This window comes from Pseudomonas sp. Sample_23, assembly GCF_004307595.1.
Taxonomy (GTDB): domain Bacteria; phylum Pseudomonadota; class Gammaproteobacteria; order Pseudomonadales; family Pseudomonadaceae; genus Aquipseudomonas; species Aquipseudomonas atacamensis.
Genome location: NZ_RCNX01000013.1, coordinates 17,446 through 34,166, shown reverse-complemented (window position 1 = coordinate 34,166; position 16,721 = coordinate 17,446). Strand labels below are relative to the sequence as shown.

General features: G+C 62.8%; 11 protein-coding genes. 8 read left to right on the top strand and 3 right to left on the bottom strand.

Annotation, left to right across the window (positions count from 1 at the left end; genetic code table 11):
• On the bottom strand, positions 1–834 hold an 834-nt coding region (gene nadC, locus D8U82_RS03175; protein ID WP_130901655.1), incomplete at its 3' end, for a carboxylating nicotinate-nucleotide diphosphorylase.
• 267 nt (positions 835–1,101) lie between these two features.
• Between nadC and D8U82_RS03170 the strand changes: the two genes are divergently transcribed.
• The 4 genes from D8U82_RS03170 (at position 1,102) to D8U82_RS03150 (ending at position 6,981) form a co-directional block, all read left to right on the top strand.
• Positions 1,102–3,279 (top strand): DUF1631 domain-containing protein, encoded by a 2,178-nt coding sequence (locus D8U82_RS03170; RefSeq protein WP_130901646.1) that lies wholly within the window; start codon positions 1,102–1,104, stop codon positions 3,277–3,279.
• 64 nt (positions 3,280–3,343) lie between these two features.
• A complete protein-coding gene (gene ampD / locus D8U82_RS03165; protein WP_125927175.1) occupies positions 3,344–3,904 on the top strand; it encodes a 1,6-anhydro-N-acetylmuramyl-L-alanine amidase AmpD in 561 nt (186 codons plus the stop codon).
• Positions 3,901–4,740, top strand: coding sequence for a regulatory signaling modulator protein AmpE (gene ampE, locus D8U82_RS03160; protein WP_076565795.1), 840 nt, complete (start codon positions 3,901–3,903; stop codon positions 4,738–4,740). Before ampD ends, ampE begins: the two co-directional genes overlap by 4 nt.
• A 210-nt stretch (positions 4,741–4,950) precedes the next feature.
• Positions 4,951–6,981, top strand: a complete 2,031-nt coding sequence (locus D8U82_RS03150) for a methyl-accepting chemotaxis protein (protein WP_130901645.1) — start codon at positions 4,951–4,953, stop codon at positions 6,979–6,981.
• Positions 6,982–7,106: 125 nt separating this feature from the next.
• On the opposite strand, the gene D8U82_RS03145 is transcribed toward D8U82_RS03150, so the two are convergent.
• Together D8U82_RS03145 and cra are read right to left on the bottom strand one after the other, a co-directional pair.
• On the bottom strand, positions 7,107–7,883 hold the full coding sequence (locus D8U82_RS03145) for a TatD family hydrolase (RefSeq protein WP_130887759.1): 777 nt from the start codon (positions 7,881–7,883) through the stop codon (positions 7,107–7,109).
• A 3-nt stretch (positions 7,884–7,886) separates the two neighbouring features.
• Complete coding sequence (gene cra, locus D8U82_RS03140; RefSeq protein ID WP_110646628.1) at positions 7,887–8,882, bottom strand: catabolite repressor/activator; 996 nt, start codon at positions 8,880–8,882, stop codon at positions 7,887–7,889.
• 305 nt (positions 8,883–9,187) lie between these two features.
• Between cra and ptsP the strand changes: the two genes are divergently transcribed.
• From ptsP to D8U82_RS03120, 4 genes are all read left to right on the top strand, one after another.
• Entirely contained in the window at positions 9,188–12,049 is a 2,862-nt protein-coding gene (gene ptsP / locus D8U82_RS03135; RefSeq protein WP_130901644.1) for a phosphoenolpyruvate--protein phosphotransferase, read from the top strand.
• Positions 12,050–12,991, top strand: a complete 942-nt coding sequence (gene pfkB, locus D8U82_RS03130; RefSeq protein WP_123443374.1) for a 1-phosphofructokinase — start codon at positions 12,050–12,052, stop codon at positions 12,989–12,991.
• A gap of 11 nt (positions 12,992–13,002) precedes the next feature.
• Positions 13,003–14,736 (top strand): PTS fructose-like transporter subunit IIB, encoded by a 1,734-nt coding sequence (locus tag D8U82_RS03125; RefSeq protein ID WP_095180358.1) that lies wholly within the window; start codon positions 13,003–13,005, stop codon positions 14,734–14,736.
• Positions 14,737–14,910: 174 nt separating this feature from the next.
• On the top strand, positions 14,911–16,452 hold the full coding sequence (locus tag D8U82_RS03120; RefSeq protein WP_130901643.1) for an alkaline phosphatase D family protein: 1,542 nt from the start codon (positions 14,911–14,913) through the stop codon (positions 16,450–16,452).
• Positions 16,453–16,721 lie beyond the last annotated feature (269 nt).

Sequence of the window (16,721 nt, the reverse complement as noted above, 5' to 3'; positions counted from 1 at the left end):
CATCGACAGATCCACCGCTTTGACATCCTTGGTCATCGCACCAATCGAAATGTAATCCACGCCCGTTTCGGCGATCGGCAGCAGCGTGCTTTCGTTGATGCCGCCGCTGGCTTCCAGTTTCGCTTTGCCGGCGGTCAGGCGTACCGCTTCGCGCATGTCGTCCAGGCTCAGTTCGTCGAGCATGATGATGTCGGCGCCGGCTTCCAGCGCCTGCTTCAGCTCTTCAAGACTTTCCACTTCGATCTCCACCGGTTTGCCCGGGGCGATCTTGTGTGCGGCGGCCACGGCTTCGGCGATGCCACCAGTGGCGGCGATGTGGTTTTCCTTGATCAGGAAGGCGTCGTAGAGACCGATGCGATGGTTGTGGCAGCCGCCGCAGGTTACGGCGTATTTCTGTGCCAGACGCAGGCCGGGCAGGGTTTTGCGGGTGTCGAGCAACTTGACCTGCGTCTCGCCGACGAAGTCTGCCAGGTACTGCGCGCGCGTCGCCACGCCGGACAGCAACTGCAGGAAGTTCAGCGCGCTGCGTTCACCGGTCAGCAGTGAGCGCGCCGGGCCTTCCAGATGAAACAGCGGCTGATTGGCTTTGACCCGCTGGCCGTCGACCACTTGCCAATGCACCGCCACACGCGGATCGAGCTGGCGAAACACCGCATCGACCCATGCGGTGCCGCAGATGACGGCGTCGTCACGGGTGATGATGGTGGCTTTGGCCAGGCGTTCGGCCGGGATCAGTTGCGCGGTGATGTCGCCGCTGCCGACGTCTTCGAGCAACGCACGGCGCACGTTGTTTTCGATTTCGGCGGTCAGATCGGCGAGACGTAGATTCGGCATAACGGACTCCACAAACAAAGTGGTTCGATTATAGGGGCAGGGCGTGAGCCAACCCAAGGCGAGAACGTGCGTGCCTGGCGCATCTGGTCGATTTTCCTGCGCTGAGTGCGAGGTGTATGACGTATAGGGGAAACCCTGAGGCCTATAGCATCGTCGACCTCTTTTGCCAGATAATCCGCCTTGTATTTGACGTCATGGCTTTGACGAACGACTCCGCTGGGGCAGTGTCGAAAGCGACGAACCGAATCACCGTTCCAGGAGGCTTGGATGCGCAACGACGGGAAAGTGGTGCCTTTGCACCGGGCGACTGCCGATCTGGCGGACCACTCGCCGCTTGCCCGCTTGCCGGTGATTCTGTTGCAGGTTCGCGACAAGGCTGCGCAGCAGCTGCGCCACGATTTGCAGGAGCTGTTCGATAACGCCGACGACACGCTGTTCGAAATGGCCGACCGGGCGCGCAACGACGTCGATCAGAACATCTTTTTCGAAGCCATGCGCGACCTGCGCCTCAAGCGCAAGAATATCGAGCGCGGCTTTCTTGAACTGTTCTTTGAAGCCTTCGCCGGCCTTACCCAATACGACCCCGCCGCCAACACCCTGCCACGCACGCCGGTGGTCGAAGAGTCGGCGCCGCGCACCGATGCCATGGAGCGTACCGTCGCCGTGCAGACCATGGTCAGTCGCGTGCTCAAGCGCGACGGCTTCGCTCTCGATCAACTGACCGCACGCTTCAGCTCGATGCTCGGCAAGCGTCTGGACGATCAGCACAACCCGCTGAGTCCGGCGATGCTCTGCGAATATTTCCTGCAGGCCGGGCGTAACCTCGGCGTCGAGATCAAGGTCAAGCTGATCCTGCTCAAGCTGTTCGAACGTTACGTGCTGGCTGACACCGAGCAGCTGTATGGCGAAGCCAATCAGCTGTTGCTCGCGACCGGCGTGTTGCCACATCTGAAGCCCGCCGTGGCTCGTCGCATGGTCGAGCCTGCGGACAGCGACACATTGATTGAAGATCTCGACGAGCCGCCAGCGGACGAAGGCATCGAGGAAGTGTTCGCAGCGATGCAGCAATTGCTCGCCCAGGTGCGCGGCCGCGTCACACCGACCCTGGAGCCCGGCGCCCCGGCGCATCCGATCAACACCCGCGACCTGCTGCGGTTGTTGTCGCACTTGCAGCAATACGTACCGGCGCTGGAGGCTCAGGAGGATTTCGATCTGCGCCATCAGCTCGAACAACTGCTGACCCGGGTCAGCGTCAGAAGTGGCCGCTCCCGCGTCGTCGCGACTGCTGACGAAGATGTGATCAACCTGATCGCCATGGTCTTCGACTGCATCCTCGACGATCGCAACGTGCCTGACGCGCTCAAGGCGCTGATCGGCCGATTGCAGATTCCGATGCTCAAGGTCGCCGTGCTGGACAAGAGTTTCTTCAGCCGCAGCACGCACCCGGCGCGGCGCCTGCTCAACGAAATCGCCGAGGCCGCAATGGGCTGGAGCGATTGCGACGGCGCTGAGCGCGACAGCCTCTACGTGCGCATCGAGCAAGTGGTGCAGCGTTTGCTGAGCGAGTTTGTCGACGACCCGGCGATCTTCTCCGAACTGCTCGCCGACTTCCTCGCCTTCACTCAGGAAGAACGCCGTCGCACTGAACTGCTGGAACAACGCTTGCGGGACGCCGAGGAAGGCCGGGCGAGGGCCGAGCTGGCTCAGCGGCGTGTCGCGCAGGCGTTGCAACAGGCGCTACTGGGCAAAGTGCTGCCGGCGACGGTGGTGAGTTTCGTCCAGCAGGCCTGGAGCAAAGTGCTGTTGCTGACCTGCCTCAAGCATGGCGATCAGTCTGCCGAATGGCACGCCGACGTGCAGACCATGGAACAGTTGGTCTGGAGCGTGCAGCGCCATGACGACGGCGAATCCAGCCTGCGCCTGCTGGCACTGGTCCCGGGTTTGCTCAAGTCACTGCGCGATGGCCTGAGCAGCACCGCGTTCGACCCGTTTGCCACCAGCGAATTTTTCAGTGAGCTGGAGGCTCTGCACGTACGCGTGCTGGAACGTTCCGACGATGCCGAGCACAGCGCCATGCCGCTGATGGAAGTCACGCCCGAGGTCTTGCAGCACAGTGCCGACCAGGCAGCAGCCACCCCGGCGCCGCGCCTGGCGCAAGACGCTGCCGGTCTGTCTCAGGTCGAGCAGTTGCGTGTGGGCCACTGGGTGGTGTTCGACGCAGACGACGAACAGAGCTTGCGTTGCAAACTCGCCGCGATCATCGAAGAGACCGGCAAATATGTCTTCGTCGACCGCACCGGGACGAAGGTGCTGGAGCACAGCCGCACCGACCTCGCCTTGGCTTTCAGCCGTGGCGCCGCGCGTGCGCTGGATGACACCTTGCTGTTCGACCGCGCACTGGAATCGGTGCTGGGCGACCTGCGGCGACTCAATCGCGGCAAGTGATCGCGCGGCGGGGGCGGATCGCGGCATACTGGGCGCCCACATGGTCGGCGTTGAAGGAATCGGTATGCAGTTGGATCCCGCGAGCGGGTGGTGTCATGGCGTGCAGATCTGCCCGTCGCCCAACTTCAATGAGCGCCCGGCGGGCGAAGTGTCCCTGTTGGTCATCCACAACATCAGCCTGCCGCCGGCGCAATTCGCCACGGGCAAGGTGCAGGAATTTTTCCAGAATCGTCTGGATGTCACCGAACACCCGTACTTTGCAGGCATCGCTGACCTGCGCGTCTCGGCGCATTTTCTGATCGAACGTGACGGCAAGGTCACCCAGTTTGTCTCTTGTCTTGCGCGGGCGTGGCATGCAGGCGTTTCAGTGTTCGAGGGTCGTGAAACCTGTAACGATTTTTCCGTCGGCATCGAGCTGGAAGGCACCGATGATCTGCCGTTCACCGACGAGCAATATCGCGCGTTGACTGCGCTGACCCGGCAGTTGCAGAAACGTTTTCCGGCGATCACCGCTCAGCGTATCTGTGGCCACAGCGATATCGCTCCGGGGCGCAAGACCGATCCGGGACCAGCATTCGACTGGGCACGCTACCGCGCAGCCCTGGCAAAAGAGGAAGGACAATGAGTTTTCTGGTGTTACTGCTGGCGGTGTGGATCGAGAAGTTTTCGGCCCTGCGCCATCGGCTTCAACGCGACGGCGGATGGATCCGCGAACTGCACAAACTCGAAAACAGCAAACGGCTGGCCAGGCAACCGTGGCTGGTGCTGACGATTCTGGTGCTGTGCCCGGTGGCGTTGCTGGCGCTGTTGCTGCTGGTGCTGGAACCGGTGGCGTACGGTCTGCTGGCGCTGCCGGTGCATTTGCTGGTGGTGATTTACAGCCTCGGGCGTGGCGACCTGCTCGGCGGCCTCGGACCGTTCCGCGACGCCTGGCGCCGTGAGGATCTGCAAGCGGCGGCCCACGTGGCCAAGCGCGACCTGGACATCTGCGCCGACAGCGGCGAGCAATTGCTTGAACAAGTGCAGGGGCATCTGCTGTGGCAGGCCTATCAGAGTTTTTTTGCGGTGATCTTCTGGTACTTCCTCCTCGGTCCGGTGGCGGCATTGGCCTATCGCTTGCTGGCGCTGGCCGAAGAGCACGGCAGCAATCCGGCGCTGGTCGAGCGTGCTGCGCAGTTGCGTCATGCCTTCGATTGGGTGCCGGTGCGTTTGCTGGCGGCGAGTCTGGCCTTGGTCGGCAACTTCGTCGCGGTCAGCCGGGTGATGCTGCATGAGCTGCTGAACTGGAACATCAGCGCTGCGCAGTTGATCAACAAGGTCGGCCTGGCAGCCGGGGAAGTTCCACCGCCAGTGGTCGGCCCGGACGGCATCAACACCCTCGATTGCCTGTGGGAACTGCTGCTGCGCGCGGCGGTGCTGTGGTATGCCGGGTTTGCCTTGTGGACGGTTCTGGTTCACTGATAAGCCAGCGTGAAACTCATTGTGGCGAGGGGATTTATCCCCGATGGGCTGCGTCGCAGCCCTGAAAACCCTGTTCCACCATGCATCAGTAACCATAAGTTACAAAACCTCCCGCCGATTTACGCTATACAGAGATAGCGCCCGATAGTGGCTATCTGCTGTCGTCCCGCGCCTGCCAATAAAAACAAGAAAAACCAAGGGAGACTTCCAGTGAAGAGCTTGCTCTATCCCGCCGTCTCGCTGATGAACCGTCTGAGCTTCGGCATGAAGTTCAGCCTGATCAGCGTGCTGTTCCTGGTGCCGATGCTGGTGACCAATTTCTATCTGGTACGCGACTCCTATCGCGAATTTCAGGGCACCCGCGTCGAACTGCAAAGTCTCGACCTGCTGGGCAGCAGCCTGACCCTGCGTCGGGATCTGGAGACCCTGAACAATCTGGTGCAGATCGATGTCACCCTCGGCCAGTCCGGCAAGGCCGGCAATGTCGAAGCGCAGATCCAGACGCTGGAGCAGGCTGTGCTCGCGCGCCTCGAAGGGCTGACGGCGATGACCGAAGATCCCGAGCAGATCAAGCAGTTCGAGGCCAAGCGCGATGAAATGATCGCCGCGTTCAAGGCCCAGCAGGCGGAGACTTCGCTGCAAAGCAAAAGCGCGTTGATCGGCAAGTTGCTGGCCAATGCGCAGATTTTCAGCCAGATCATCACCAGTCAGGCCGGGTTGAGCCGCGACAACCAGAGCGACATTCGTCAGCTCAGCGAACTGGTCACGCTGATTACCCCTAGCGTCACGCAAACTCTCGGCGAAGGCCGGGCGATGGGCTCGTATTCGTTGGGCCAGGGCTTTCTCAACAGTTCCTCGAGCACGCGTTTTGACGAGCTGCTGGTGCAGATCGAAAAACTCCAGGCCGAGTACGCCCTGAAACTGCAAGACGCCCTCGGCTCCAGCAACGCCGCACGCGAATCCCTCAGTGCCCAGGCTGACACCAGCAAGGCCTCGCTGAAGCAGGCCAGCGAGCTGTTTGAAGAACAAGTGGTGATGGCCGACACCCTCGATGCGCCGTGGCAGGCATTCTACGATCAGGTCACCGGGCTGATGGAAAACACCTACCAGCTCAATCAGGCCACGCTGAAATTCCTCGACAACCAGTTGCAGCAGCGTCTGGCACAGAACCGCACGCACATGATTCTGCAAGCCTCGGCGCTGTCGGTGGTGTTCGTGCTGATTTTCTATCTTTATGGCGGTTTCTACGCCTCGACCCGCACCACCCTGAAAAGCCTGGGCGCGATGATGGACAAGGTCGCGGCCGGTGACATGACCGTCAACTTCAAGGCCAGCAGCCGCGATGAACTGGGCGAGTTGGGCGAGGTGTTCAACGGCACGGTGAAGAAGATTCACGACTTGATCGAACGTGTCGGGCATACCGTCGGCGAGGTCGAGCGCCAGGCCGTGCAGGTCGAAAGCGTCTCGGCGCAGAGCAATCAGGCTGTCGCTGGGCAGCGCTCGCAGATCGAACAAGTGGCGACGGCGATGAACCAGATGTCGGCGACCTCAATGGAAGTCGCGCGCAGTGCCGCCGCTGCGGTGAGCAGCGCCCACAGCGTCAATGACGAAACACTCAGCGGGCGCGGCCTGGTGGAATCGCAACAGGGCAGCATTGCCGCACTGGCCAGCGAAATCGACCAGTCGGTGCTGGTGATCAATCAACTGGCCAGCGACAGCCAGTCGATCAGCCGTGTGCTTGAGGTGATCAAGAGCATCGCCGAACAGACCAACCTGCTGGCGCTCAACGCCGCTATCGAAGCCGCGCGGGCCGGCGAGCAGGGGCGCGGTTTTGCCGTGGTCGCAGATGAAGTGCGCACGTTGGCCAAGCGTACCCAGCAATCGACCGAAGAAATCGAGCAGATGATCGCCAAACTGCATGGCGGCGTCGGCGCGGCGGTGAAGGCCATGGGCGTCAGCCATCAGATGGCCAATGGCACGGTGGGCCAGTCGGAAAAAGTCCAGCAGGCGCTGGAGAACATTCTTGGCGCGGTGGGCATGATTGTCGACCAGAACCAGCAAATCGCCGCTGCCGTGGAACAGCAGACCGCCGTGGCCCATGACATCGACCAGAACATCGTCGAGATCAATCGCGCTGGCGAACGCACAGCACAAGGTGCACACCAGACCGAAGATGCCAGCCGTGCGCTGTCGGCGCAGGTGGTTGAGCTCAAACAGCTGATCAGTGCGTTTCGTGTCTGAAAAGGCTGGAACCGGATCAAAAATGTGGGAGCGAGGCTGCTCGCGAAGACGGCGGGTCAGGCACTGACGATGTCACTGACAGATTGCTTTCGCGAGCAGGCTCGCTCCCACAGGGGACGGCGGTGTTACCAGCCGAAGACTTCGCAGCAGTTGGCGGTGCTGGCGTTGGCCAGTTGTTCAGGCGTGATATTCATCAGCTCGGCCAACGCCGCACAGATTGCCGGCAAATGCGCCGGGCTGTTGCGCTGGCCGGGGAACATGGCGGGGGCCATGTCCGGTGAGTCGGTTTCCAGCACCACCGATTGCAGCGGCAGTTCCGGCAGGACCCGATGCATGCGCAATGCCTGCGGCCAGGTCGGTGCGCCGCCGAGACCCAGTTTGAACCCGAGCTTGATGTACTCCCGTGCTTCCTCACGGCTGCCGGCGAAGGCGTGGATGATGCCGGCGCGTTTGAGCTTGAAGCGCTTGAGCGTGGCGATCACCGCTGCGTGGCTGCGGCGTACGTGGATCAGCGCCGGCAACTCGAAGTCCGCGGCCAGTTGCAGCTGCGCTTCGAACAACGCCTGTTGCCGTTCGCGATCGAGGTTTTCGATGAAATAATCCAGACCGATCTCGCCCACCGCACACAGCTGCCGATGCCCGCGCAAGCGCTTCAGCCAGTCACCCAGCGCGTGCAAATCCTCGGGGCGATGCTGATCGAGAAACACCGGGTGCAATCCGAACGCCGCGTACAGATCGGCATCGCTCTGCACCAGATCCCAGACCCGTTGCCAGTTGCCCTGATGCACCCCCAGCACGACGATGCGCTGCACGCCGAGGGCACGGCTTTCTGCCAGCAGCGCCGCGCGATCGGCGTCGAAGTCGGGGAAGTCGAGGTGGGTGTGGCTGTCGATCAGCTCCACGATTCAGTCCCGATGAATACGCTGCTTGAAAGTTCGCGCAATGGCTTGCACGCCCGGTTGGTAGTCGTCCTGCTCGACGGCTGCCAGGGCCAGTTCCAGCGCCTTGTCGGCGATCAACTGGTGTTGCTGGGACATGGCGTTGACCGGCAGCGGCAGGAAATCCAGCAACTGCGTGTCGCCGAACGTGCCCAGGCGCAGCGGCCGCGATTTCAGCGGGAAATCATGCAGCGCATCGAACACGCCTTGCAGCAGCACGTAGGAGGTGGTCACCAGCGCGTCAGGCAAATGCCCCAGACGCTGCAGGAGTTCTTCCATCAGTTGCTTGCCGCACTCACGGCTGAACGACTCGGCGTGCTCGACCAGCACCTCACCTTTGAAATCTTTGAGAGCCTCGCGGAAGCCGGCGGCACGCTCCTGGCTGATGCTCAGCTCCGGGCGGGCGCCGAGCAGCACGATCTGCTTGGGCTGCGGATCGAGCAGGCTCTGGGTCAGATGCAGGCTGGCCTCGCGGTCGTCGCTGATCACCGAGCAGAAATGCTCCGGTTCCATGACCCGGTCGATGGCGATGATCGGCAGACCCTTGGCCTGCAACTGGCGATAGCTGTCATCACCGGCCGGCAGGCAACTGGCGACGATCAGCGCATCGCAACGGCGGGCGCGGAACAGTTGCAGCAACTGGCGCTCGCTGTCCGGCGCATCGTCGGAACTGGCGATCAGCAATTGATAACCGCGCGCCCGCGCGCCTTGTTCGAGCAACTTGGCGATCCGCGCGTAACTGGGGTTTTCCAGATCCGGCAGGATAAAACCCAGGGTGCGCGTATGCCGACTGCGCAGGCCGGCCGCTTGCGGATTGGGCGTGAAGCCGTGCAGATCGACCACCGCGCGCACGCGCTCGACGGTCGCGTTGCTGATGCGTTGCTGTTCGGCCTTGCCGTTGATGACGTAGCTGGCGGTGGTGACGGAGACGCCGGCCAACCGCGCGATATCACTGAGTTTCAACCCGGTATTTCCTTGTTTTTTCGAGCATGCCGCGACATTTTCGCCAATCCTACCCGATAAGGGCAGTCGACTTATTGCCTGGGCAGATCCGACCAGTTGGACTTCAAGGATGAGACATTATCGAGTAACGTGCCGATCAATCTAGATTAAACGTTTCAGCAAGCGTATTTTCTACGTTTTAGACGCCTTTGGCCGGTCCTGCCGTGAAACCGCCAAAACTGCCGCTGAAAAGCGCGGCAGAGCGCCTAAGCTGTGAACCATTCAAAACAATACCTGGCGTTGAACTGCGCCAAAAAGGAGATCGCATGCTCGAGCTCACTATAGAGCAGATATCCATGGGCCAGTCGGCCGTGGATAAACCCGCTGCCCTGCAATTGCTGGCCAGTCATCTGGTCGCCGACGGTCTGGTTGCCGACGGCTACCTCGCCGGCCTGCAGGCCCGGGAAGCCCAGGGCTCGACCTTTCTCGGTCAAGGCATCGCCATTCCCCACGGTACGCCGGAAACCCGCGATCAGGTATTCGCCACCGGCGTGCGCCTGATGCAGTTTCCTGATGGTGTCGATTGGGGCGATGGCCAGATCGTTTATCTGGCCATCGGCATCGCGGCGAAATCCGACGAACACCTGCGCCTGCTGCAACTGCTGACCCGCGCCCTCGGCGAGACCGATCTGGGCCAGGCCTTGCGTCGCGCCAGCTCCCCCGAAGCGCTGCTTAAACTGTTGCAAGGCGCGCCGCAGGAACTGGCGCTGGATGCGCAGATGATCGGCCTCGGCGTGTCGGCCGACGATTTCGAAGAACTGGTCTGGCGCGGCGCACGTCTGCTGCGTCAGGCCGATTGTGTGAGCAACGGCTTTGCCGGCGTGTTGCAGCAAGTCGAAGCGCTGCCACTGGGCGATGGCCTGTGGTGGCTGCACAGCGAGCAGACCGTGAAGCGTCCGGGACTGGCGTTCGTCACCCCGGACAAACCGATGCGCTACCTCGGCCAGCCGCTCAGCGGACTGTTCTGCCTCGCCAGTCTGGGCGAAGCGCATCAGGCGTTGCTCGAGCGTTTGTGCGCGTTGCTGATCGAAGGTCGCGGCCACGAACTCGGCCGCGCCACCAGCAGCCGCAAAGTCCTCGAAGTGCTCGGCGGTGAACTGCCGGCCGACTGGCCGAGTGCACGTATTGCCCTGGCCAACGCCCATGGTCTGCACGCACGACCAGCGAAGATTCTTGCGCAACTGGCGAAGAGTTTTGACGGCGAAATCCGTGTGCGCATCGTCGACAGCCAGGACAGCGCCGTGTCGGTGAAGAGCCTGAGCAAACTGCTCAGTCTCGGTGCCCGCCGCGGTCAGGTGCTGGAGCTGATCGCCGAGCCGAGCATCGCCGCCGATGCCTTGCCGGCCCTGCTCGCGGCGATTGAAGAAGGCCTCGGTGAGGAAGTCGAGCCGCTGCCGGCCGTGAGTCAGCAGCGCGAAGTGATTGCCGACATCGCCGAGGTGCTGGTGGCTCCGGCCTCCGGCAGCCTGTTGCAGGCGATTCCCGCCGCACCGGGCATCGCCATCGGCCCGGCGCACATTCAGGTGCTGCAAGCCATCGATTACCCGTTGCGCGGCGAATCTGCCGCGATCGAGCGCGAGCGCCTCAAGCAAGCGCTGAGCGACGTGGGCCGCGACATCCAAGGCTTGATCGAACGCAGCAAGGCCAAGGCGATTCGCGAGATTTTCATCACTCACCAGGAAATGCTCGACGACCCGGATCTGACCGACGAAGTCGACACCCGCCTCAAGCAAGGCGAAAGCGCCGAAGCGGCGTGGATGGCAGTGATCGAAGCCGCCGCCAAACAGCAGGAATCGCTGCAGGACGCTTTGCTCGCCGAGCGTGCCGCCGATCTGCGTGACATCGGTCGTCGCGTGCTGGCGCAATTGTGTGGCGTGCAGACCGCGAATGAACCCGAGCAACCGTACATTCTGGTGATGGACGAAGTCGGCCCGTCCGATGTCGCGCGCCTGGATCCTGCGCGAGTGGCGGGGATTCTCACCGCGCGCGGCGGTGCTACCGCGCACAGCGCCATCGTCGCCCGCGCGCTCGGTATTCCAGCACTGGTCGGCGCGGGTGCAGCGGTGCTGTTGCTCGAGCCGGGCACGCCGCTGTTGCTCGACGGTCAGCGTGGCCGTCTGCATGTCGACGCCGATGCCGCGACCCTCAAGCGTGCCGCTGAAGAGCGCGACACCCGCGAGCAACGCCTGAAGATCGCCGCCGAACAACGCCATCAACCGGCACACACCACCGACGGCCACGCCGTCGAAGTGTTCGCCAACATCGGCGAAAGCGCAGGCGTGACCAGCGCGGTGGAGCAGGGCGCTGAAGGCATTGGTCTGCTGCGCACCGAACTGATTTTCATGGCCCACCCGCAGGCACCGGACGAGGCAACCCAGGAAGCCGAATACCGTCGCGTCCTCGATGGTCTGGCTGGACGGCCGCTGGTGGTGCGCACGCTCGATGTCGGCGGCGACAAACCGCTGACGTATTGGCCGATCGCCAAGGAAGAAAACCCGTTCCTCGGCGTGCGCGGCATCCGCCTGACCCTGCAGCGGCCGCAGATCATGGAAGCGCAACTGCGCGCCTTGCTGCGCTCGGCCGACAACCGTCCGCTGCGGATCATGTTCCCGATGGTCGGCAGCGTCGAAGAATGGCGCCAGGCCCGCGACATGACCGAACGCCTGCGTCTGGAAATTCCAGTCGCCGACCTGCAATTGGGGATCATGATCGAGGTGCCGTCGGCCGCGTTGCTTGCGCCAGTGCTGGCCAAGGAAGTCGACTTCTTCAGCGTCGGCACCAACGACCTGACCCAATACACCCTGGCCATCGACCGTGGTCACCCGACCCTGTCTGCTCAAGCGGACGGCTTGCACCCGGCGGTCCTGCAACTGATCGACATCACCGTGCGCGCCGCCCATGCCCATGGCAAATGGGTGGGCGTCTGCGGCGAACTGGCGGCAGATCCGCTGGCGGTGCCGGTGCTGGTCGGCCTCGGTGTCGACGAGCTCAGCGTGTCCGGGCGCAGCATTGCCGAAGTCAAGGCGCGCATCCGTGAACTCAGCCTGACCCAGGCGCAAACCCTCGCTCTACAGGCCCTGGCCGTGGGCAGCGCGAATGAAGTGCGCGCATTAGTGGAGGCCCTGTAAATGGCCAAGATTCTTACCCTGACCCTCAACCCGGCACTCGACCTCACCGTCGAGCTGTCACGGCTGGATGCCGGTCAGGTCAATCGCAGCGAGGAGATGCACACCCACGCTGCGGGCAAAGGCGTCAACGTCGCCCAAGTGCTGGCGGATCTTGGCCATCAGGTCACCGTCAGCGGCTTTCTCGGCGAAGACAATCAGCAAGCGTTCGAAACCCTGTTCGCCAAGCGCGGTTTCGTCGACGCGTTCATCCGCGTGCCGGGCGAGACGCGCAGCAACATCAAAGTCGCCGAACAGGACGGGCGCATCACCGACATCAACGGGCCTGGCCCGGTGGTTGATGCAACGGCGCAGCAAGCCTTGCTTGATCGCTTGCTGCAGATCGCACCGGGGCACGATGCGGCGGTGGTCGCCGGCAGTCTGCCGCGTGGCGTCACCGCGCAGTGGTTGCGCGAGCTGATTGAACGGTTGAACGCGCTCGGCTTGAAAGTCGCCCTCGATTCCAGCGGCGAAGCCTTGCGCGCGGCGTTGCAGGCCAGCCCCTGGCTGATCAAGCCGAACACCGAAGAATTGGCCCACGCCCTCGGCTGCGAAGTGGTGTCGCCGATCGCCGAAGCACAAGCCGCCGCACGTTTGCACGGCCAAGGCATCGAGCACGTGGTGATTTCCCACGGCGCTGACGGGGTCAACTGGTTCAGTGTCGGCTCGGCCCTGCATGCCTCGCCGCCGAAGGTCAGCGTGGCCAGCACGGTTGGTGCCGGCGATTCATTGCTGGCCGGCATGCTCCACGGTCTGCTCAGCGCCGACACCCCCGAGCAAACCCTGCGCACCGCCACCGCGATTGCGGCAATGGCGGTGACCCAGATCGGTTTTGGCATCAACGACGCTGCGCAACTGGCGCAGCTCGAACAGGGCGTGCGCGTGCGCCCCCTGACAGAACAATAAGAGGGTTTGTGATGAAGTTAGCCATTGTTACGGCTTGCCCGAACGGCATGGTTACCAGTGTGCTGTGCGCGCGTCTGCTCGATGCAGCGGCGCAGCGTCAGGGCTGGAGCACCAGCGTTGAAGTGGTCGATCCGGCGCACCCGGAACGCGAATTGTCGGCGGCGACCATCGAAGCCGCCGAGTGGGTCTTGCTGGTCACCACTGGCGCGGTGGACATGAGTCGCTTCGTCGGCAAGCGCGTGTTCCAGATCGCTCCGGCGCAGGCCTTGCAGGATGTCGAAGCGGTGCTGCGTCGTGGTGCCGAAGAGGCCGAAGTCTACGTGGCCAGCGCAGTCGAACCGGCGATCGATGCGCCCCGTGCGCCACGCATCGTCGCCATCACGGCCTGCCCGACCGGCGTCGCCCACACCTTCATGGCCGCCGAAGCGTTGCAGCAGACTGCCAAGCGTCTGGGTTATGAGTTGCAGGTCGAAACCCAAGGCTCGGTCGGCGCGAAAACACCACTCAGCGCAACGGCCATCGCCGAGGCTGACGTGGTGTTGCTGGCGGCGGATATCGACGTCGCCACCGAGCGTTTCGCCGGCAAAAAGATCTATCGCTGCGGCACGGGCGTAGCCCTGAAGCAATCCGAAGCGACCCTGAAAAAAGCCCTGGCCGAAGGCGCAGTGGAAAGTGCGGCAAGCGACGGCAAGGCCCCGGCCAAGTCCGAGAAAACCGGCGTCTACAAGCACCTGCTCACGGGTGTGTCGTACATGCTGCCAATGGTGGTGGCGGGTGGTTTGCTGATCGCGTTGTCGTTCGTGTTCGGCATCACCGCGTACAAGGAAGAAGGCACGCTGGCGGCGGCGCTGATGCAGATCGGCGGCGACACCGCGTTCAAGCTGATGGTGCCGCTGTTGGCCGGTTACATCGCCTACTCGATTGCCGACCGCCCGGGCCTTGCGCCGGGGATGATCGGCGGCTTGCTCGCAGGCACTCTGGGCGCCGGATTCATTGGCGGGATCATTGCTGGTTTCATTGCCGGTTACGCCGCCAAAGCCATCGCCCGCTATGTGAAATTGCCGCAGAGCCTGGAAGCGCTGAAGCCGATTCTGATCATCCCGTTACTGGCCAGTCTGGTCACCGGTCTGGTGATGATTTACGTGGTCGGCAAACCGGTCGCCGGCATGCTCGCCGCGCTCACCCAGTTCCTCGACAGCATGGGCACCACCAACGCGATTCTGCTCGGCGTGTTGCTCGGCGGCATGATGTGCGTCGACCTCGGTGGGCCGATCAACAAGGCTGCCTATGCGTTTTCGGTGGGGCTGCTGGCCTCGCAGAGTTACGCACCGATGGCCGCGACCATGGCCGCCGGCATGGTGCCGCCGATTGGCTTGGGCATCGCCACCTTCATTGCCCGGCGCAAGTTCGCCCAGACCGAGCGCGAGGCCGGCAAAGCGGCGTTCGTGCTGGGCCTGTGCTTTATCTCGGAAGGGGCGATTCCGTTTGCCGCGAAAGATCCGCTGCGGGTGATCCCGGCGAGCATCGCTGGCGGCGCGCTGACCGGCGCCTTGTCGATGTACTTCGGCTGCAAACTGATGGCGCCGCACGGTGGCTTGTTTGTGCTGGCGATCCCGAATGCGATCAACCATGCGCTGCTGTATCTGCTGGCGATCGTCGCGGGGAGCCTGGTAACGGCGGTGGTATATGCGCTGCTCAAACGGCCTGAGGCTGTCGAACTACCGCTGGAACCCGCCAAGGCCTGACCGACAACACCAAATCCCTGTGGGAGCGAGCCTGCTCGCGAATGCAATCTACCAGCGACATGTATGTAGACTGGCACACCGCTTTCGCGAGCAAGCTCGCTCCCATATGGTTAAGGGTGTCATGGCGAGTTCATATAGGCATGCTTAAGTTTTCCCTTTTGCAGGGAGAACACCATGAGCGATTTCAATCTCGGTCGGCGTCGCGTCATGCAAGCGGTCGGCGCCGGGCTGTTGCTGCCGGGGCTGGCGCCGGCGGTGATTGCCTCGGTCAAGGATCGTCCGCAGCTCACCGACGGCGTGCAGTCCGGCGACCTGCTCGGCGACCGCGCGATGATCTGGAGTCGCAGCGATCGCCCGGCGCGCATGGTGGTCGAGTGGGACACCGGCAGCCTGTTCGGCAACCCGCGCAAATTCGTCTCGCCACTGGCCGATGCGCGCAGCGATTTCACCGCCCGCGTCGAACTCACCGGCCTGCCGGCCAACCAGGCAATCTTCTATCGCGTGCACTTCGAAGATGCGCAGAGCGGCGTCGCCAGCGAACCGTGGTTCGGCCATCTGCGCAGCGTGCCAACGACAAAACGCGACATTCGTTTTGTCTGGAGCGGTGACACTGTCGGCCAGGGCTTCGGGATCAACCCGGACATCGGCGGGATGCGCATCTACGAAGCCATGCGCCTGCGCCTGCCGGACTTCTTTATTCACAGCGGCGACACCATCTACGCCGACGGCCCGGTGCCCGCGCAACTGACCACCGAAAGCGGGCGCATCTGGCGCAATATCACCACCGAAGCCAAGAGCAAAGTCGCGCAGACCCTCGACGATTATCGCGGCAACTATCGCTACAACCTGATGGACGAAAACATCCGCCGCTTCAACGCCGAAGTGCCGCAGATCTGGCAGTGGGACGATCACGAAGTGGTCAACAACTGGTCGCCGGGCAAGCAGCTGGATGAGCGTTATCAGGAGAAAGATATCCACAAGCTAGTGGGTCGCGCCCGGCAGGCATGGTTGGAATATGCGCCGATGCGTTTGCAAGCGGCGGACGGCGGCGGGCGCATTTATCGCAAGCTCAGCTACGGGCCGATGCTCGACGTATTCGTGCTGGATATGCGCAGCTATCGCGAGGCCAACGACGACAACCTCGGCGTGGTAAAACCGTTTCTCGGCCGTGAACAGCTGGACTGGCTCAAGCGTGAATTGCAGGCGTCGAAGGCGCAGTGGAAAGTCATCGCCGCCGACATGCCTATCGGCCTTGGCGTCCCGGACGGCGAGGTCAGCCCGGGCGTTGCACGTTGGGAAGCCGTGGCCAACGGCGATCCCGGCCCGGCGCAGGGGCGTGAAGTGGAAATTGCCGAATTGCTCGGCTTTCTGCGCGCGCGGCAAGTGCGCAATTTCGTGTTTCTGACGGCGGACGTGCATTACTGCGCGGCGCACCACTACCACCCGGACCGCGCCGCGTTTCAGGATTTCGAACCGTTCTGGGAATTTGTCGCCGGGCCGCTGAATGCCGGCAGTTTCGGGCCGAATCCACTGGACAAGACGTTCGGGCCTGAGGTGGTGTTCGAGAAAGCACCGCCCGCACAGAACACCTCGCCGTTTGCCGGGTTTCAGTTTTTTGGTGAGGTGAATATTGAAGCGCAGAGCGGGGAGATGAGCGTGGTGTTGCGGGATCTGGATGGGGTAGCAGTGTTTGAGCAGAAGTTGCAGCCTGTTTAATCACGCTGGGATCAAAAGCCCCTCACCCCAGCCCTCTCCCGGAGGGAGAGGGAGCCGACCGAAGTGTCTTGCGTCATGCATCGACCTGGAAGACCGAGGTGATTGTGGCTTTGGATTCAGTGAAGAACGCTCAGGTTGGCGTCGATCTCGAGCATCCCCCAATCAGTCCCCTCACCCTCTGGGAGGGAGAGGGCAGACTGAGGTGTCTTGCGCTATGCATCGACCTGGAAGACCGAGGTGATTGTGGCTTTGGATTCAGTGAAGAACGC